Annotated in this window: 19 protein-coding genes; 10 read left to right on the top strand and 9 right to left on the bottom strand. The window is 53.9% G+C overall.

What is annotated here, in order from left to right; all coding sequences use genetic code 11:
• Window positions 1–48: 48 nt before the first annotated feature.
• Window positions 49–723, bottom strand: coding sequence for a hypothetical protein (locus MELB17_RS00635; RefSeq protein ID WP_007348170.1), 675 nt, complete (start codon window positions 721–723; stop codon window positions 49–51).
• Between the two features lie 143 nt (window positions 724–866).
• Window positions 867–1,538, bottom strand: a complete 672-nt coding sequence (locus MELB17_RS00630) for an SDR family oxidoreductase (RefSeq protein ID WP_007348169.1) — start codon at window positions 1,536–1,538, stop codon at window positions 867–869.
• A gap of 65 nt (window positions 1,539–1,603) precedes the next feature.
• Between MELB17_RS00630 and MELB17_RS00625 the strand changes: the two genes are divergently transcribed.
• Window positions 1,604–2,437: a M90 family metallopeptidase gene (locus MELB17_RS00625; RefSeq protein ID WP_036183249.1), complete on the top strand. Its 834-nt coding sequence runs from the start codon at window positions 1,604–1,606 to the stop codon at window positions 2,435–2,437.
• Between the two features lie 74 nt (window positions 2,438–2,511).
• Window positions 2,512–3,528, top strand: coding sequence for a low-specificity L-threonine aldolase (gene ltaE / locus MELB17_RS00620; RefSeq protein ID WP_007348167.1), 1,017 nt, complete (start codon window positions 2,512–2,514; stop codon window positions 3,526–3,528).
• Here the strand turns inward: ltaE and MELB17_RS00615 are convergent.
• From MELB17_RS00615 to MELB17_RS00610, 3 genes are all read right to left on the bottom strand, one after another.
• The gene (locus MELB17_RS00615; RefSeq protein WP_007348166.1) at window positions 3,497–3,904 is read right to left on the bottom strand and encodes a hypothetical protein; all 408 of its coding nucleotides are present in this window, start codon (window positions 3,902–3,904) and stop codon (window positions 3,497–3,499) included. The genes ltaE and MELB17_RS00615 overlap by 32 nt on opposite strands.
• Window positions 3,905–4,097: 193 nt before the next feature.
• Entirely contained in the window at window positions 4,098–4,274 is a 177-nt protein-coding gene (locus MELB17_RS24870) for a hypothetical protein (RefSeq protein WP_007348165.1), read from the bottom strand.
• 70 nt (window positions 4,275–4,344) lie between these two features.
• Entirely contained in the window at window positions 4,345–4,665 is a 321-nt protein-coding gene (locus tag MELB17_RS00610) for a HigA family addiction module antitoxin (protein ID WP_014873018.1), read from the bottom strand.
• 273 nt (window positions 4,666–4,938) lie between these two features.
• Here MELB17_RS00610 and rlmF point away from each other — a divergent pair, with 273 nt between their 5' ends.
• Entirely contained in the window at window positions 4,939–5,892 is a 954-nt protein-coding gene (gene rlmF / locus MELB17_RS00605) for a 23S rRNA (adenine(1618)-N(6))-methyltransferase RlmF (RefSeq protein WP_007348163.1), read from the top strand.
• A gap of 25 nt (window positions 5,893–5,917) precedes the next feature.
• On the opposite strand, the gene MELB17_RS25285 is transcribed toward rlmF, so the two are convergent.
• Both MELB17_RS25285 and MELB17_RS25280 read right to left on the bottom strand, forming a co-directional pair.
• On the bottom strand, window positions 5,918–7,612 hold the full coding sequence (locus tag MELB17_RS25285; RefSeq protein WP_007348162.1) for a putative bifunctional diguanylate cyclase/phosphodiesterase: 1,695 nt from the start codon (window positions 7,610–7,612) through the stop codon (window positions 5,918–5,920).
• Window positions 7,582–8,535, bottom strand: coding sequence for a PAS domain S-box protein (locus tag MELB17_RS25280; RefSeq protein ID WP_007348161.1), 954 nt, complete (start codon window positions 8,533–8,535; stop codon window positions 7,582–7,584). Before MELB17_RS25280 ends, MELB17_RS25285 begins: the two co-directional genes overlap by 31 nt.
• Between MELB17_RS25280 and MELB17_RS00590 the strand changes: the two genes are divergently transcribed.
• The 4 genes from MELB17_RS00590 (at window position 8,534) to MELB17_RS00575 (ending at window position 11,451) form a co-directional block, all read left to right on the top strand.
• Window positions 8,534–8,926: a hypothetical protein gene (locus MELB17_RS00590; RefSeq protein ID WP_007348160.1), complete on the top strand. Its 393-nt coding sequence runs from the start codon at window positions 8,534–8,536 to the stop codon at window positions 8,924–8,926. The genes MELB17_RS25280 and MELB17_RS00590 overlap by 2 nt on opposite strands.
• Window positions 8,927–9,009: 83 nt before the next feature.
• Window positions 9,010–9,555 carry a GNAT family N-acetyltransferase gene (locus MELB17_RS00585; protein ID WP_036183244.1) on the top strand — a complete coding sequence of 182 codons (546 nt, stop codon included), beginning with the start codon at window positions 9,010–9,012 and terminating at the stop codon, window positions 9,553–9,555.
• An 84-nt stretch (window positions 9,556–9,639) separates the two neighbouring features.
• Entirely contained in the window at window positions 9,640–10,743 is a 1,104-nt protein-coding gene (locus MELB17_RS00580; RefSeq protein WP_007348158.1) for a histone deacetylase, read from the top strand.
• A 228-nt stretch (window positions 10,744–10,971) separates the two neighbouring features.
• Complete coding sequence (locus MELB17_RS00575; RefSeq protein ID WP_007348157.1) at window positions 10,972–11,451, top strand: NADAR family protein; 480 nt, start codon at window positions 10,972–10,974, stop codon at window positions 11,449–11,451.
• Here the strand turns inward: MELB17_RS00575 and MELB17_RS00570 are convergent.
• A complete protein-coding gene (locus tag MELB17_RS00570) occupies window positions 11,448–12,653 on the bottom strand; it encodes an MFS transporter (protein WP_007348156.1) in 1,206 nt (401 codons plus the stop codon). The two genes, MELB17_RS00575 and MELB17_RS00570, sit on opposite strands and share 4 nt — an antisense overlap.
• A gap of 360 nt (window positions 12,654–13,013) precedes the next feature.
• On the opposite strand from MELB17_RS00570, the gene ggpS reads away from it, so the two are divergent.
• The 3 genes from ggpS (at window position 13,014) to MELB17_RS00555 (ending at window position 18,661) form a co-directional block, all read left to right on the top strand.
• The gene (gene ggpS / locus MELB17_RS00565) at window positions 13,014–15,287 is read left to right on the top strand and encodes a glucosylglycerol-phosphate synthase (protein ID WP_007348155.1); all 2,274 of its coding nucleotides are present in this window, start codon (window positions 13,014–13,016) and stop codon (window positions 15,285–15,287) included.
• 32 nt (window positions 15,288–15,319) lie between these two features.
• Entirely contained in the window at window positions 15,320–16,762 is a 1,443-nt protein-coding gene (gene gtfA, locus MELB17_RS00560; RefSeq protein WP_007348154.1) for a sucrose phosphorylase, read from the top strand.
• 132 nt (window positions 16,763–16,894) lie between these two features.
• Window positions 16,895–18,661, top strand: a complete 1,767-nt coding sequence (locus MELB17_RS00555; protein WP_007348153.1) for a diguanylate cyclase — start codon at window positions 16,895–16,897, stop codon at window positions 18,659–18,661.
• 76 nt (window positions 18,662–18,737) lie between these two features.
• On the opposite strand, the gene MELB17_RS25275 is transcribed toward MELB17_RS00555, so the two are convergent.
• Entirely contained in the window at window positions 18,738–19,184 is a 447-nt protein-coding gene (locus tag MELB17_RS25275) for a hypothetical protein (RefSeq protein ID WP_227498749.1), read from the bottom strand.
• Window positions 19,185–19,197: the final 13 nt, after the last annotated feature.

Genomic DNA, 19,197 nt, shown 5'->3' with positions numbered 1-19,197 from the left:
GGAATACACACAAAGAATTCTTATAAAGAGCGCTCATAACCAAAGCCACTACCACGCCAGCCAGATGACATGCTTAGCACCCTTTCCGGGGCGATGGGCACGCACCGTCACCGGCTCAACAGACAGCCCGGCACGCTTGATCCGTTCGGTAAAAGTGGGGTCTTGCCCTGCCGACCAGTAAGCCAGAATGCCTTCGGACGTCAGCGCGGCCTGGGCGGCGGCAATACCGGCGGCGGTGTACAGCCAATCATTTTCCTTACGGGTCATTCCTTCGGGACCATTGTCGATGTCCAGCAAAATGGCGTCATAATGGCCCGGGGAGTCTTTGATCAGCTGCACCACGTCGCCGACGTGCACTTTCGTTCTGGGATCCTTTAAGGGATAACCCGCCGCAAGGCCCAGTGGCCCGCGATTCCATTCAACGACGTCCGGCACCAACTCAGCCACAGTTACTTCAGCCTTACCACCCAGCGTGCCCAGGGCTGCTGCCAGCGTAAAGCCCATGCCCAAACCGCCAATTAGTACGCGTGGTGCGGGGTGATCGGCAATCCGCTCGCAAGCGAGCGTTGCCAAGGCATCTTCGGAGCCGTGAAGGCGGCTGTTCATCAGTTCACCGGACTTGCCGGCAATTTTGATCGAAAATTCATCATTGCGCTGGAGCAGGCGCAGCTCCGTGCCTTTGCCCGGAATGGTGGCGGTACCCAGCAGTTCAAAACGGGCCATAAAAACCTCAAAAGTCGTCAACACACCAGCAAAGGATTCGCCGCAATATTCAGGCGCGATACTCTACCACGCCCTTCTCTCCACTATGCCCTTCTCGCTAATACGCTCTTCCCTTCACCACATCCTCTATCACCGTCTTCCTTCTACCAGGATAACTGCTCGCCGTTGCTGTGCCAGAAGGTTCCGGAATTCTCCAGATTGAGCCCGTCAATCAGCGCAACCAACCCTTTCGCAGAGTCTTCTGGCGTAATCAGCCCGCCGAAATTCACCATGCGAGTTTTCACATAGCCCGGGTGAAGCTGAGCGACGGCGATACCGTGAGGTTTCAAATCTATCGCCAGAGATTTCGCAAACGCGTTCAATGCAGCTTTGGAGGCACGGTAACCGTAGCGACCGCCGGAGTCGTTATCAGCAATCGACCCCATGCGGCTGGTGATATTCGCGATCTTGCCACCGAAAGGCATTTGCGGGAACAGGGCTTCGGCGATTCGCAACGGTGCGTAGGCATTGATCTCCATCTGGGTACGCAGGGAGTCAAAATCGATGCTGCCCAGCACTTCGTCCTGCAACAGACCCGCGTTGTTAATCAGTACGTCGATTTGAACGCCTTGCAAGCCGGCCATCAGTCTTTCCACACCGGCGTCGGTTGTAACATCCACACCAACAACAACCTTGGCAGCCACTTCCGTAAGCTCGGCCGACGTTTCACGACACACGCCAATCACCTCACAACCCTTTGCGGCAAAGAGCCGGGCTAGCTCCAGGCCTATTCCGCGGTTGGCCCCGGTGATGACCACTACTCGTTTATTCGACATAACAACACCTCATAGATGAATAGGATAAGATGGCAAAACTGCCCTCCAGACAGGACACAGCCACATTGTCTTCGCCACTTGTATTCGCCGTGTTTGCTCTGGCGCTCATCGCTTTCGCGATATTTTACCTGTTTTTCTACCGCAACTGGCGGCGACAACGTGAACTGCAACAGCCTTTTCCAAAAGCCTGGCGCAAGTTGCTGCGGGCCCATATGCCACTCTATCAAAAACTCCCCCCGCCCTTGAAAAAACAGCTGGAAAAATACGTTCAGCTTTTTCTTTCCGAAAAAGCGTTCTACGGCTGCGCCGATTTTCATGTGGACGAGCGGGTAAAAATCACCATTGCCGGCCACGCTTGCCTGCTTATTCTGGCCCGCCCCTACGCTTCTTATGACGATGTTCGCAGCATTCTGGTGTACCCGAATGCGTATCGCGTTCAAACAGCACAGAGTGATGGCATCGTGGTTAGTGTTCAAGATCAGGTTCGTGCGGGCGAAGCGTCTAACCGGGGGCAAGTCGTGTTGGCGTGGTCTGAATGCGAAGAAGGCGCGATGAATTCAGACGGTCCTCACAACGTTATTCTTCATGAGTTCGCCCACCAACTGGACTACCTGGACGGCACTGCAGACGGTGCGCCGCCGCTAAGCGGCCAGCAAGCCCAAGTGTGGCAACAAACGATGACCAAAGCGTATGAGAACCTGCGATCCAGCTTGCGGCATCATCAGAAAAGCTGGCTAGACCCCTACGGTGCCACCGAGCCTGCCGAATTTTTTGCGGTGCTTACAGAGGCTTTTTTTCAGCAGCCAAAACATCTGAAAGCCGAACAACCGGACGTTTACGAAGCACTGCGCGGTTTTTATCGGCTGGACCCCATAGACTTCAGCCGCCACGAAGGTTGAATCGCCTCCTGCCTTTCACTGTAGAATGCCACGATCTATTTCACACGTTAGCGATAATGCAAAAGAGCGCCACCATGATTGATTTTCGCAGTGACACCGTTACCCGCCCTACCCGGGAAATGCGCGAGGCCATGGCCTACGCGGAGGTTGGTGACGATGTTTACGGTGAAGACCCAACAGTGAACAACCTGCAAGCCTGTGCAGCCGAGCGGCTGGGCTTCGAATCTGCCCTGTTTACGGCCAGCGGCACCCAGGCCAACCTGCTGGCTATTATGAGCCACTGCGGTCGTGGCGACGAATACCTGTGTGGCCAGTCAGCGCACAACTACCGCTACGAAGGCGGTGGCGCTGCCGTGCTTGGAAGCGTGCAACCTCAGCCCATCGAGAATGAGCCCGACGGCAGCATCAACCTCGACAAGGCCCGCGCAGCGATAAAGCCCGGTGACTTTCATTTCGCCATAACGCGCCTGCTATCGCTGGAAAACACCATCGGCGGCAAAGTGCTATCACTGGACTATCAACGCCAGGCTCGCGCCTTTTGCGATGACCACCGGTTGCAGCTTCATCTAGACGGAGCCCGGGTATTTAACGCAGCGGTAAAATCAGACTGTGATGTAACGGACATAACCAAACACTACGATTCCGTCAGCGTTTGCCTGTCGAAGGGATTGGGCGCCCCAGTGGGGTCACTGTTGTTGGGTTCAACAGCTTTTATTGAGCGCGCAACACGCCTGCGCAAAATGCTCGGCGGCGGCATGCGCCAGGCAGGAATACTGGCAGCGGCCGGGCGCATCGCCCTGGAGCAAGGGCCGCTGCGACTGCAAAAAGACCATGAAAACGCCCGCTACCTAAGTACCGGGCTTGCCGCAATTTCAGAGCTGGAAATTGACCCGAGCCGCACCCAGACCAACATCGTTTACGCCCGCTGCCGCTCTGGCAAAGCCGCGGCGCTGCGCGATTATCTGGCGAGCCAGGGCATTCTTATCACCGCCGGTGAGCCTATTCGCTTCGTGACCCACCAGGACGTTGATAACAACGATGTAAAACAGCTAGTAACCGCTATTCAGCGTTTTTATCGGCAGCAGCCTTAACGGTCGACTGAGGGAGGTTGCCCCCCAACATGTTTTCAACGACAGCCGCATTATAGAACGCTTCAATCTTTTGGATTTTGTCGCCTAGAACACTAAACCAGACTGCCAGCCGCACATCGCCAATCGGTTCAAAATTGGTCCGGTAATCCAGAATTGCGAACACCTGCTCTTCATCGGCGCTGAGCTGACGGAGAATCAAGGCTTTCTGAATGGCGACCATCCCGAATTGGTAGGCCATCAAGTCATCCGGGTTCACGAAACGCATGTTTGGCCCAACATATTCAAATCCGTCCGTAACCAGCAAGGCCTTCGCCTCATCAAAACGCTGGGCTTGGATATCAGCAACGAACTGCGCCGCGATGTCTTTTGGCTTCATCAATAGACTCCACTTCTAATACGGGAATGGTTTGAATGCCCAGAAACTTGATAAGCTTTGACGCTGCTATAAAAGACGTTTTTTATGCAGCAAAGCTCTGGGGTATGGCGTAAGAGCCACCCCAAAACTTAGCAAAAAAAGCAATGCTTTTTAATGAGCTTGCCAATCACTTCAGCGCCAGCCAACGAACACATCAGCCATTTTTCGGGGTAACCGGCTTCGGGGTAACCGGCTTCGGGCCTACAGGGGCAATTTGCCCGCTTTTACCTTTGACAACATAATGAACCGCTCCGCCAGCCTTTAAAAAAGCCGCTGTTTGCTCTTCAATTGAGGCCGTTGTTACTGAATCTTTTGCGGGTTTCTTGCTCATAGTATTCTCTTGGTTAAATGTTGGTTTATCTGTCCATTTCAACAATGTCTAATCTTGCTGCACGATCTGGTTATGCAGCGTCTAACGGTGTGATTCGGTCAACTTCTTCCTTGACCGATAGCGCTGCAGTCCACAAATCAACAGCGCGCTGCGCATTCAGCCAAAACTCTGGAGAATTACCAAACAAACGCGCAAGCCGAAGTGCCATTTCAGGGCTGACCGCACGGCGCTCTCGCAACAGTTCATTAACCGACTGGCGAGATACCCCCAAAGATTCAGCCAATCCAGCAACCGTTAGGTCGTAGTCTGGGATGAAGTCCTCTCTTAACATTTCACCAGGATGGGTCGGCTTGTGCTGCATACTGCCAGTGTCAGGAATAGCCATCGTCATTACCTCTCCCAGTGGTCGTTGCATATGACCTTGTACGTATTACCATCGTCAAAAAAAAGCGATGACGCCACTGGTCATTTATCGAAAACGTTTGCTGCTCCTGCCTGCCAAGTTTCGATCGCGGAACGCAAGTGTAATTTGTCACGTTACACATGTCAATTAATGGTTATACGACTGGGGCTGCAATAACCGGAGCGGTCGTGTCTTAAGGGCTTATAATGGGTCTGGGCGGCTTCGCTTCACTTTTAAATTCTAAACCTCGGATATATTGCTGTGAGCACACTCTACCGACGTGAAAAGAACCAAACCAAGCCTGATCGCAAAGGTCTGCACCCGAGAAATCGACACAAGCAGGGCTATGATTTTCCATCGCTTGTAAAAAGCTGTGCGCCACTAGCCCCCTATGTGCATAAAAACGCTTACGGCAACCTTTCCATAGAATTCGCAGACCCACTGGCCGTAAAAGCCCTGAATACTGCGCTATTAAAGCGATACTACAGCGTTATTGATTGGGATATTCCAGAGGGCGCTCTTTGTCCGCCCATTCCGGGCAGAGCCGACTACATCCATTACATAGCCGAGTTGCTTGGCGTTGGCGAGCCTACGACGAACCAGGCTAATACCCAACCCAGCATTTCGTTACTTGATATAGGAACGGGTGCGAATGGGATATACCCGCTATTAGCGTGCCAGATATACGGTTGGCAGTGTGTGGGTAGTGATATTAACCGTCAGTCACTTGAAAACGTAGCCTCGATTATCGCTAATAACCCCACGCTAAAAGACCGTTTCGCACTGCGCACGCAACACGATAAAAATCACATTTTTGAAGGAATCATTCAAACCGGAGAATTCTTTGATGTCAGCGTATGCAACCCGCCGTTTCATGCGTCGCAAGAGGAAGCTCTAACAAGCAGCCAGCGTAAAATTAACAACCTTACTCGTCATCGCGGTGAGCAAAAAATCACGTCTTCCACTCTTAATTTTGGCGGCTTGGGAGCCGAGCTATGGTGTAAAGGTGGCGAACGACTGTTCCTTAAAAAACTCATAAAAGAAAGCCAGGTTTTTTCAACTCAATGCCGCTGGTTTACAAGCCTGGTTTCGAAAATTGACAATGTGAAGCCTGCAAAAAAATTGATTCTTAAGCTTGGTGCCATCGACGTGCAGGAAATAGAGATGAAGCAGGGCAATAAAACCACGAGAATATTGGCTTGGACGTTTATCTAAACCTGGCACTCCATTGTGACATCAATCATAACGTCGGGACGACGAACGTTTGCGCCGCTACTTCCAGAGCCTCCTGGCAGAGCAACGGACGTGCAATGAGATAGCCCTGAGCCTGGTCGCAGCCGTGTTCGCGCAGCATTGTAAGCTGCTTGGTTTCCACGCCTTCGGCAATGACCTTAAGCCCCAGACTGTGAGCCATAACGATGATGGTTTTGACAATCACGTTGCTGTCGGGGTCTGTCGTCACTTCGTCAATGAAAGATTTGTCGATCTTGAGCATGTCGATGGGGAAGCGCTTCAGGTAACTCAAGCTGGAATAGCCGGTGCCAAAGTCGTCCAGTGAAACGCTCACACCCAGGTCGTTCAACTGCTCCATCGTGGCGATGGCCAGTTCAACATCGTAGATCAGAGCACTTTCCGTGATCTCCAACTCCAGGTTCACCGGCGGCATACCGGTTTCATCCAGAATTCGACGGATCATGGCCACCAGGTCTTTCTGGTGGAACTGTCGGGCGGACAGGTTCACCGCCACTTTCAACCCGTGCTGGGTGGCAACCTGGCTGCAAGCCTCGCGCAGCACCCATTCGCCGATGGGTATAATCAATCCGGTCTTTTCGGCCAAAGGAATGAAGCGATCCGGGGCAATCATGCCCTGCGTAGGATGATGCCAGCGCAAGAGGGCCTCTAGCCCCAAAACCCGTCCGGAGACAATATCAATCTGGGGCTGATAGTAAAGCCGGAACTGCTTCTGCCCCAGCGCCTGTCTCAATGATGTTTCCAGCTCCAACCCGTCATCGAAGGCCTGATCGCCTCCCGCTACAAAATGCCGGTAATTATTGCCCCCCTGTTCCTTAATCGCGGACATCGCGCTTCTTGCACTGTTAATGAGTGCATCTATATCACCGCCCTTATGAGGATACTCCGCAATGCCGATGCTGCACGAGACGAACAATTCCCGGCTGCCACCCAGCACAATGAGCGAATGTAACGCCCTACTGATAGCGCTGGCGACCCCAGCGGCGTCGCCAGCACTTTGGCCTGGCAGCAGAACAATGAATTCGTCGCCACCCCAGCGGGATACCGTATCGGCCTTGCCAACACATGCACCAATCCGCTCAGCCACCCGTCGGAGCACCTCGTCGCCGCCGGCATGACCAAAGCTGTCGTTGACCTGCTTAAAGCGGTCGATGTCCATATACAAAATACTGACAATGCCCTGATAGCTGTCGGCCTGAAACATGGCCTGCTGGAGCCGGTCGGTAAGCAGCAGGCGGTTTGGTAGATCGGTGACCTTGTCGAAATGCGTGAGATACGCAAGCTCCTGGCTCTTATCCAGGTTAGCCATCGCAAATGAGATATCGCCAGCCACCTCCAGTAAAAGCTTGAGTTCCGGCTCGTCGAAAAAAAACGACTCGCGCCCGCACAGCAACAAGGCCACTTCCGGTGAATGGTTATTTGAAGTCAGCGGGAACACCGCCAAAGCACGTATACCAAGCTTGGCCAGATCCGCAGGGTCGTCGTCGCCAGGGTCCCCAGCCAGGTCATTACGCACAACAACGCGATTTTGCTGCACGCATTCGCGGATTGAGTCCACCTCAGAGCCAATCAACAGCCGAGTTTCAATCTGCTCTTCGGCGGCGTGCGCGTTTAGAATTGTGCACCGCTGCAGCGTGCTGTCGTAATGCACTATCAATGCGGCAAGCAGCTCTCCGTCCTCCACTGCGATGCGTGTCGACCCCTCGAAGAGCGAATCGCGAGTCTGGGTGCGAACAATGAGGTGTTAATACCGCTTAACACTTTGTGCATGCGGTTAAGGCGCAGGATTCTCTGCTCAGCCGCCACGCGGTCGGTAATGTCCACAACAGCTGCCATAACATAGCGACCGTCGGCCGTCTGAACAGGGTTCAGCGCGATTTCGACCCGGAATTCGGTGCCGTCCTGGCGCAGAGCGAACAGCTCGCGCCCTTCCCCCATTATTCGCTGCGTGGGGTTGCGCATGTACTCACGGCGGTAACCTTTATGGCCCTGACGGAACTGATCGGATAGCAATTGCTCAACAGACAACCCCACCAAGCCATGATCCGGGTAACGAAAGACTGAATGTACGAGCCGGTTGGCAATCCGGATAATGCCGTCCTGATCGATCATGATTGTGGCCACGGGGGAAGCGTCGATGGTGGAGCGGAAGCGTTCTTCCTCACAGTTGAGCGCGTCGGCACCAAGCCAACTGACAAAGCCCAGCACGAGGATGCTGGACAGACTGCTCAGTGCGAAGCCGAATGCCTCGGAATAGTAGCCAGCCAACACGCCCTGCATGCTCAGCCAGCTCGTAAGGACTGGCGTCACCGCAATGAACGGAAGCAGGCGCCGCAGCGAACGGCCACCAATGTAACGACTGGTGGCAGAGCTCATCAGGCCTTCGCCGGGCCGTACGAGCAGCATGCCCAAACCGCAGAGAACCAATAGCACAGCCGTATGCAGTGCCATGGTTGAGAAAATAGGCAACCTGAACTCCCTAACACCAAACACATAGCCAATCAGCGCTGCAGCGCTGACAATGGTCACCGCCAGGGCGAAAAGCTGCAATATCAGCGTGGAGTGACGCATCGGAATCATACTGATCAACCAAGCGGCGCCAATCATGCTGAAACACAATGCCGTGGCCCCGGACATCCGCCCGGGCCAGTTCTCCGGAACCGTTGCCGTGTCGAAAATGACAAGATTATCGATGCCTAACGACCAACCTGACCCATATTCGAATAGCGTAAGGCCCGATATCACGAGTATGAACAATGCCAAAAACCCAGCGATAGGGTCGCTGTCTGACGCAGACGCGGGCGCTCTACGCCACAGAACGGAGCCGCAGGCGATTAAGCAAAGTGCGGTGTTGAACTTCATTGACTGGGCACTCGAAGGGATAGAAAACAGGATGGCCGCAGCCCGGCTGCCCGGCTGCCCGGTTCTGGAGCAGAACATGCGCCATACGGCAATTGATAGTCGGGAAATTGAAATGAAGCAGGAGAGCTTTGAATAGTTAGGCTAAAGTAAATGGGAGATGCGGCTCCGATTGATCTTCAGCGAAGTCTGTTCTGCGTCATTCCGTTCCAGGAGTCTTTTATGGCCAGAAAGAAAGGCAGTAAAACGGCCTTTGTGCTTCGGGAAGCACGCGAAGAGGATCTTCCGGTACTCGTGGATTTTCTCGCCAAACTGGCATTGCATGTCTCTGGAGCGCCACCGCAGAATCTCAGGAAGAACGAACATAACCGGCTCCTGAACGTACTGCGCTCCTCACTGGGCGACGATAATAAGCTACTGACTGTGGCAGAGAACCCGGATGCCGGCATCATCGGCATGGGCTATATCTATGTGTGGCACAGTCAGGGAATCTGGGAACAGGCGGAAGCGTTGGTTTACAAGTCGGGAATAATTGACGATGTGTGGGTGGAGCCCGAGTTTCGAAATCTTGGTATTTTCAGGGCCCTGCTGCAGGAATTGGTTGGATTTGCGGAAAGCCATCATGTGCATGAGCTGATTCTTGAATACGCTGAGTCTAACAAAGAGGCCAAGGCCGCCTGGGCCAAATTGGGTTTTAAAACCACCGGTATTCGTGCAGCAGCCTTCACCTCGACGGTGAAGGAAGCCCTGGCGTCACCGCAACTATGAGGAGCCTGTCGAAACCGTTTCGAAACCGTCTCGAAACGATAGCTACGACAGGCAACCGAAAGAGCTCAAAAAGGAGAGTGTCTTGTGATCGGCGATCGCAGTGTTAATGTGTTTTATGATGAGATAATGCTGGGGCATAATCCCGAGGTGGACCTGCCGTTCATTCCTAGCCGGGTAGAAAAGCGAGTCAGGACTATTCTCCAGGGACTGAACTTTAAATGGAGCTATCCTGAACATCCGGGCCGGTTGGCGGCGATCAAAGCGCATTTGGATAAAAACCCCATACCCGGTGTCCAGTTCCAGTCAGGAGCGCCTGCTGCCACCTACGATCAGCTGGCACGCGTGCACATCACGTCCTATCTAGACCATCTTTTTTCACTGGATGGCAAACGCGTCTGGCTCGACAGAGACACCACGGCGGTTTCCCCCGACAGCATCAAAGCGGCCACCGCGGCAGCCGGCAACGCTATTGCTGCCGTGGAAAGCGTTTGCAAGGGTGAGGCACAAAGCGCCTTCGCCCTTGTGCGTCCGCCGGGGCATCACGCCGAGCCCGTGCGTGCACGGGGCTTCTGCCTACTGAACAACGTTGCCGTAGCGGCCGCCCATGCCCAGGCAAAGCTGGGCTGTGAACGTGTCCTGATCATTGACTGGGATGCGCACCACGGCAATGGCACCCAAGATATTTTTTGGGCAGACCCGGATGTGCTGTTCTTCGACACCCATTGCGCCGCACCGTTTTATCCCGGGTCTGGTCTGATTGAAGAGGTGGGTGTTGGCCTGGGTGAAGGTTACACCATCAACGTCCCCCTTCCGGAAACCGCCGGCGACATTGCCTTCGAAAAAGTCTTCCGAGACATACTGGTGCCCGCCGCCGAGCACTTCAAACCGGATCTGGTGCTGGTCTCGGCGGGGTTTGACCCCCACCGCAACGATATGGCGATGAACCTCACCTATGACGGCTTTAAAGTGCTGACCAGAATTGTTCAGGACATTGCTGACACGCACTGCGAGGGCAAGCTCGCGTTCGTTCTGGAGGGTGGGTACAACCTTTCCTCGCTGGCCAAAGGTGTTCACGCGGTGCTTGAGGTGCTGACGGGTGGCGACGTACCCAAACTCTGGGAAGCGGGCGTCAAGGAAGCAGAAGAAGCCGCAGAGTTCCACCGGTCGGCTTTCAGCGACGAAGAATAGATTTTCAGCCTGGCACGGTATAAATGCCGTCGAGTGAATCTGTCATAGGAGGCTCTCGTCATCAACTCATGTAAATGCGAGACGTGATAGTTCACATATACGATTGAAAATTTCGCTGTCGTTCTTCAATCGTCAAATGACTGTTGTCATTGTCTGGCGTCGTTCCGGGAGTCATCGGTATACTCATTATTTGATGTATTGACTCATTTTCTTGCAGCGACGGTTATCATGTCCCTATTTCCAATAGACGACGGCGAAAGCAGTCTTTTTATCTCTCGTACCGATCCGCATAGCCCCCTCGGGACCTACGCCCGCTACAGTTTCGAGCTGGAGGGTAAAGTGTGGCCGTCAGTGGAGCATTATTTTCAGGGTATGAAGTTTACAGATGACGTCCACAAGGAACAGGTGCGAAACGCCATATCACCGACTGAGGCCCGCAAACTGGGCCGCAAACGCTGGAAGAGTTTTCGCAGTGACTGGAAGCAGGTGCGTGAAACCGTTATGACCCGGGGCGTCTACACCCGTTGCCGCACTCACCCTGAGCTGACGGAAGCGCTTCTCAACACCGGCGATCAAAAGATTATGGAAAACAGTAACTTCGATTATTTTTGGGGTTGTGGGCGGGATCGCCGGGGCGATAACAAGTACGGCAACGTGTTGATGAACGTTCGGGCCAAGCTGCAGGAAGAGCGGGCGAGCAGTCGTTAACCTTCTTTTTCGATCATGCCAACAATCTCATGAGACGTCTGCATCATGGGCTCAAAATGCGCATGCTCCCCTGCGGTCAGAACCGAAACATGTCTGACCTGATAAACCGCATAGCCGGTCAGTGAAAAGAGGATGCCCGCCATATAAAGCGGCATACCCTGAGTGCCCACCAGATTCATGATAACGCCCGCAAACAAAGGCGCCAGGGCAGAACCGGCGCCATGCAACACCAGCATATCGGTTGATCCCGAGACCACCTCATCCGGGTGCAATTGATCAAGCAACTGCGCCACACCCAGCGGATAAAGAGAAAACGACAGGCCGCCCCAGACAAAGAACGTAATCATCAACATCCTCTGGTTTTGCACCAGCGGCATTATCAAACACATCACCGCAGCCAGAGCTGCAACACAGATAAGAACCTTGCGGCGATCATGGGTGTCGGAAAAGCGGCCGATCGGGATCTGCAAAAGCGCACCCCCGACAATAGTGATACTCATCAGCAAGCCAACGTCTGAAAGACCAAAACCCAACTTGCTGGCGTAAAGCGGCGCCATCCCCAAAAAGGCTCCCATGGCCAAGCCAGAGAGCACCGACGTCGCAACCGCAAGCGGCGCAAACTGTATCAACTTTTTCAGGCTGCTTTTCGCCCGATCCGGAATCACGGGCTGGCTGCGGCTGGTGATCGTTATTGGCAGAAGCGCCCAGCAGATCAATATGGCAGACAGGGAAAACAGCACAAACACTTCCCTGGAGTTTAGGCGCAGGAGCTGCTGCGCCAGAGCGATAGCCCCGAGATTAACAACCATATAAAGCGCAAAAACGCGGCCGCGCTCTTCCCTGGCGGCCCGGGTATTGAGCCAGCTTTCAGTAACTGTCATCAGAGTGACAAAGGCGATGCCGTAGCAAAATCTCAACAGTAGCCAGACCCAGGGATTCATCCAAATGACATGCAGGAGCGCGATGGTGGCGCAAAGTGCCGCGCAGAAGGCAAAGGTGCGGATATGCCCCATACGCCGGATCAGGCGAACGCTGACGAATATGCCGCAAGCAAAGCCGACGAAGAAGCCGGACATAATAAAGCCGATCCAGATTGTTGAAAACCTCTGGCCGTCGGCGGTCACAGCCAGCAACGTGTTGAGCAGACCACTGCCGAGCTGTAATAGTGCGACGCTGCCCAGAATCGCACCAATGGGGCGCATAAGAGACCAGATAGGAACCTCCTGACTTAGCCTTGCTTTTGGGGCGTGTTGCCCGCGGCCTGCAAGCACTTGGGGGTTGTTCTTATCTTTATGCACCGCCTTTGTGATCACGTGTGTGCTGTGAATCTTGCAAGAGCTAGGCCATGCACGGAAATGTCTGTATCACTATGATCACATTAGGCATTTTCGAACTTCATGGGCAGAATACCGGTGTTTCCGCCGACTTCCGGTATGAAAACTGCATTGGTAGTTTGTAGGGTCCCCTAGTTCAGCAAAACTTTGCCCACGCTAGTGTCCCATCTCTACGCCATGTTTTGCTGAACTCCTGGACATAAGGAAAGACTTATACAGGAGTATAAAATGCTACTCGCCACCGACCTTGACGGTACTTTTCTCGCGGGTGATCCGGAAAATCGCCTCAAGCTTTATCGACTCATCGTTGCTCACCCCGAGATCGATTTAGTGTTTGTTACCGGTCGAGGGCTGGAAGCCGTACTACCCCTGCTGTCCGATCCGACGATTCCGCAGCCCGACTATATTATCTGCGATGTCGGCTGTACCGTGGTTCATGGCGCCTCGCAACAAGCCATCCAGCCCCTGCAGGGCGAAATCGACGAACTCTGGCCAGGTGAGCAAGTTGTGGAGAGCGCCCTGTCCTCATTTGAAGGCTTGCAGCGTCAGGAAGTCCCTCAGGAGCGCCGCGTCTCTTACTTCTGTGACAACGACCTGGTCAGCGAAGACATGCTGGCACGCGTCAGCGCATTATCCTGTGATGTACTTTTTTCCGCGGGCAAGTATCTGGACATACTTCCGCGGGGCGTCAACAAGGGACGCACCCTGTCCCGTCTGGTTGAACACCTGGGGGTAGACCCAGAATCGGTCTTGGTTGCCGGTGACACCCTGAATGACCTGTCGATGTATCAACACGAATTCAAGGGTGTCTGTGTCGGTGAGTCCGAGGCCGGACTGCTGGCAGCAACCGAGCACCAGGCGCGAGTACTTCATGCTGGAGCGTCGGGCTGTGGTGGCATTCTGGAGGCATTCGAACATTTTGGTTATCTGGGCCATCTGGGTATTGAAGCCGAAATTCCGGATTACATGAACAGGGGCAAATCCGACCTGGTGATTGTCTACCATCGCCTGCCCTATGAAGAAGTGGTTGAGAATGGGGAGTTGATTCGACGTCGGCCCAAATCGCCCAATGGCATCATCCCCACACTGCTAAGCTTCTTCTCCGATGGCAAAGCGGGTTCGTGGGTCGCCTGGTCAGTTGACGATCCCGATCTCGGCCCCTTCCAGACCCACACCGAAGTGGATACCAGCCGCTACGAAAAATTGGTCGCGGCACGAGTAGCACTGAGCGAAGAAGACGTTGAGATCTTTTACAAACGATTCTCGAAAGAAGCCTTCTGGCCGACCCTGCACACCTTTTGGGAGCGGGCCACGTTCCGCGATGACCACTGGCAGGTGTACCTCAAGGTCAACAGGTTGTTTGCAGAGCGCGCCGCCGAGGAAGCGGCGGAAAACGCCGTGGTCTGGATTCACGATTACAATCTGTGGATGGTACCTGCCTATTTACGCGAGATGCGGCCAGACCTCACTATCGCCTTTTTCCATCACACCTACTTCCCGTCAGCCGACGTATTCAACGTGCTGCCCTGGCGCCGCGAAATCATCGGCAGCCTGTTGCAGTGTGACCACATTGGTTTTCATATTCCCCGGCAGGCCGAGAACTTTGTGGATGTGGCTAGAGGCGTCACACCGCTTGAGGTCACCCATAAAATGGGCTGTGCACCGCGCTTTCTGACCTATGGCTGCGCGGTGGGTCTAGATGAAATGAGCACCGAAATCACAGTGAATGACCGCAAGATCGGGCTGGGTGCACACCCGGTCGGGCTTGACCTGAATCGCGTTCGTACCGCCCTGTCTGACCAGAGTGTCATCGCGCAAATGGAAACACTGCGTGAAGAGTTCAAGGATGTTCGGCTGATTTTGTCGGTGGAGCGTCTCGACTTCACCAAAGGCATTATTGAAAAGCTACAGGCTTATGAGCGCATTCTGAACGAGCATCCTGAACTGAAAACCAAAGTCACCCTTATGCTGATCTGCGTGCCGGCGGCGGCCGGAATGACTATTTACGAGGAATTGCTGTCGCAGATCGAACAAACGGTGGGGCGCATTAACGGGCAGTTTGCACAGGTCGGGTGGACCCCGGTGCAGTTCTTCTTCCGCGCCCTGCCCTTTGAAGAGCTGGTGGCCTATTACACCATAGCCGATGTGATGTGGATTACGCCGCTGCGGGATGGCCTGAACCTGGTCGCAAAAGAATACATCGCAACCCAGGGCTTAACCCAAGGCAGTGGCGTACTGGTGCTGTCTGAATTTGCCGGCGCTGCGGCAGAACTGCGCGGCGCCATTCTGGCGAATCCGCACCACCCGCAGGACCTGGCCGATACCTGCTACTACGCGTTGGCAATCAGCCGAAGCGAAGCCCGGAATCGACTGAGCGAAGCCTTCGAAGTGGTTTGCCGTTATGACATCGAGTATTGGGGGCGGGAGTTTATCAATGAGGTTGAACGCCGACGCGCAACAAAATTAAACAAGATTTTGGCCATAGGTCATCGCGCGGCCTGATCGGACCTTCACCCAATCCAGGAGCTAGACACATGCTGTTAAAAAATGCCGTGCAGCTGATTTGCTACCCAAACCGAATGGGCAATGACCTGAAAGACCTCTACACAGTCGTCGACAAACACCTGTCACAGGCCATTGGAGGGCTGCATATCCTGCCGTTTTTCCCCTCCAATGCCGATGGCGGGTTTTCGCCCTTGACGCACAAGGAAGTGGATCCGGATTTTGGTACCTGGGACGACATTGAAGCCTTCACCAAAAAGTACGACCTGTGTGTCGACCTGACGGTGAACCATATCTCTGACGAGTCTGCCGAGTTTAAGGATTTCATCGCCCATGGCTTTGATTCGGAGTATGCCGACCTGTTTGTCCATGTCGACAAGTTCGGCGAGATTTCCCCGGATGACATGGCCAAGATTCATATCCGCAAAGAGAAAGAACCCTTTCGCGAAGTGACGCTTGCGGATGGCACAAAAACCCGGGTCTGGTGCACCTTCACCGACCAGCAGATTGATCTCAATTACGAGTCCGACCAGGCTTACCGCCTGATGGAAAGCTATATCGGCTTTCTCACCTCAAAAGGTGTAAACCTGCTGAGGCTCGATGCCTTTGGTTACACCACCAAACGTATGGGAACCAGCTGCTTTTTGGTGGAGCCCGAGGTCTATCGGATACTCGACTGGATTAACGAAGTGGCCCTGAAACACGGCGCCGAATGCCTACCGGAAGTCCACGATCACACCAGTTATCAATACGCGATCGGCCGACGCAACATGCACCCCTACGGCTTTGCTCTGCCGCCCCTTTTGCTCTACTCGCTGCTGGACGCAAACAGCGTGTACCTGAAAAACTGGCTGCGAATGTGCCCACGCAACATGGTGACCGTATTAGATACCCACGACGGAATCTGTATTCCGGATGTCGAAGGTGTGTTGCCGGATGAAAAAATCCGAGCGCTTATTGATAACATTGATGCCCGCAGTGCAGACCCGATCATGCGGCGCTCGGCGGCCAATATCCACAGCGTTGGCGCAATCTACCAGCTCACCTGCACCTTCTACGACGCGCTCATGCAGAACGATGACGCCTACATTGCTGCCCGGGCGATCCAGTTTTTCACACCTGGCATTCCGCAGGTCTACTACGTGGGGTTGTTGGCTGGATGCAATAACCACGAACTGATGAAACAAAGCGGCGAACTGCGGGATATTAATCGCCATTACTACACCCTGGACGAAGTGGAACAACACATTCAAAAGCCCGTCGTGCAACGCTTACTGGCCCTGATGAAGTTTCGTAGCAACTACCCGGCCTTTGATGGCCATTTTGAACTCAACTACTCCAACAATTCCAGCGTGGCCATGGCCTGGCGCCATGGGGACTATTATTGCCACCTGTTTGTCGACCTGAACTTTAATACCGTAAAAATCGGGTATTACGATCTCGACACCGCACAGATGGAAAAACTTGCGTGTTAACGCTGTCTGCGCTGATTTTTTGATATGCCCCGACGTTTTGATGGAGGACATCGCCGAACGATGACGCCAGATATGACATGTCAGTAGTTTAATTATATTCTACGAAAACGACATTAACGGATGAACAGTTAAGTGCGACCACATTGGCCCCTCATTTTTCTTCTGACCATGGTGAACCTGACAACCTGCGCGCTGGCTGAATCAGCTGTCGATGACGGATCAGTGCCGATCATCGACGCTCGAACCGTGTTCCAGGGCGCAATGGTCGATCGGATGGCATTTCTCGCTGAACAAGAAGAGGCGCTCTCCGTTGACGGGGTTCAGTCCCTGATTCGCGGGAATCCCGCTGTCCTGAAGTATCCTGAGTCCAGCGTGTTAACCAGAGGCATCAATTCCGGTGCAATCTGGCTGGTGGCGAATGTTCTCAATCCGACCGATGACACCATTTTGCGCCGCGTGTCCGTCAGAACAGGCTGGTTGGAACAGGTCGACTTCTTTTTCATCACAGAAGGTCGGCTGCCACAGCACTTTATCGGTGGTGATCGTATTCCGCTGAATGAGCGCTCCCTCGCCAAACGCATACCCAGTGCCGACTATCCGTTTCCGCCCGGCGAGACACGCCTGTTGCTGCGGATTGAGACAGCGGACCCAATGGTGGTGCCACTGTATTTTTCCAGTATTGCGGCCAGCCACAGTCTAGAGCAGTCAGAAACGACGTTCTACAGCTTCGTCTACGGCGTCATGTTTGCACTTTCGGCCTGCAGCCTGATGTTGTTCGTCGGCCTTCGGCAGCGGCGTTATCTGTTCTACTCGCTCTACACTGGCAGCTTTGTAGCTATGACCGCGTCCTACAACGGCATTGGAATGGCCCTACTCTGGCCCGAGGCGGTGGGCTGGCAACAATGGGCGCCACCCCTGCTGATGTTGTGTTTCGCCAGCTCCGGCTTGGCGTTTGCGACGAATTTTCTGAGCACCAAACGTCGCCAACCACGGCTCCACAGAACTTTCCAGACAATTGGCGTGGCTTATTTTGCGCTCTTTGTTGTCTGTTTCGCCTTAGGCGAACAGGGTCTGGCGCTGCGCCTGGCATTCCTGGTTGCGCCTTTGTTCAGTGTACTGATGCTCTACATGGGCGCGTCGAGCTGGGTCGCGGGCAACCAGTTCGCACGCTATTTCATGCTGGGCACATTAGCCTCCGTTGTTGGTGCTTCGATTACGGCCTCAACGGTAACCGGCATGATTCCTTATACCCAGCTTGGCTACTACGCCGTGGACATCGGCATGATAGTGGATGCCATACTGTTGATGTTAGCGCTGGCCGATCTGGTTCGTAAAAACGAAGAGGCCCGGACGGCAGCCGAGCAAAATGCCCAGACTGACCTGCTGACCGGCCTGAGCAATCGGCGCGGTTTTCTGCCTGTCGCCGAATCACTATGGAGCCTCGTCACGCGCAAGAACAGAAACGTCTGTGTGGCTATGATCGATATCGACCGTTTCAAGAACATCAATGATCAATATGGCCATGCCGTCGGCGACAAGGTCTTAAAGGTAATTGCTGACGAGCTTTATAGATCGCGGCGCCGCGGCGACCTCCTGGCCCGCTGGGGGGGTGAGGAATTCACTCTTTTGTTGCCGGAAACGAGCGAGGCGGAAGCCCTCAAAGTGGCCGAACGTTTCCGCCACAATATTGAGCAGCTGGTGACCAATGACCGCGGCAGGGTGATTCAATGCACCATCAGCATCGGTGTCACCAGCCGTCATTCCGAACATGTCACCCTGGACCAAGCTATTGCCAGGGCCGATGAGGAGCTCTACCGGGCCAAGTTGCAAGGGCGCAATCAGGTCTCCTTTGGCCGCATGTCAGGCAGGTCCAGGGAAAACCCGCTGCCCGCCAACTGACGGTCCCTCCGGCTCCCTTGAGCCACGCGACGACTCGCGTATTGGGCAGAACTGCCCCAATGGATTCACAACTCGTCTATTTACTGCCCCAAATTTTTGCAACCGCGCGGTTACTCCCTAATAACCCAACCACTTCACATACAAGCCCAATCATAAAAAATACGAGAAAAGGAATAAGCCCACCCATTTGTGATGAAATGATCGCTAATACCGCTGAAACAGTTGATAGGGCTAAAAACAATACACCCATAGCAATGAGTATCTTTCGGTGTGATTTCTCATAACGATACTCCCCGTCACCAGATTCAAATATGCGGAGTATTGGTTGGAATATTCTTCTCAATATTTTTTCCATAAAGCGATGCTCATAAAGTTTTCCGTCAGAGTTGCATACCGCAATGAAGCACAGGCAAAGATGCCCGCATGCCACTGAGTTGTTTCTTGTCCAGTATGTGCAGCAGGGCAGGCCTTGATTTCCATGCTCAATCCAAGCTATTTTTGAGTCACTAACGTGCTGTTGCAAAGCCAATCCGCCA

This window comes from Marinobacter sp. ELB17, assembly GCF_000169375.1.
In the GTDB taxonomy this organism is placed as follows: Bacteria; Pseudomonadota; Gammaproteobacteria; order Pseudomonadales; family Oleiphilaceae; genus Marinobacter.
Note: the sequence above shows the minus strand (reverse complement) of the source record. Positions and strands in the feature narration are given on the sequence as shown.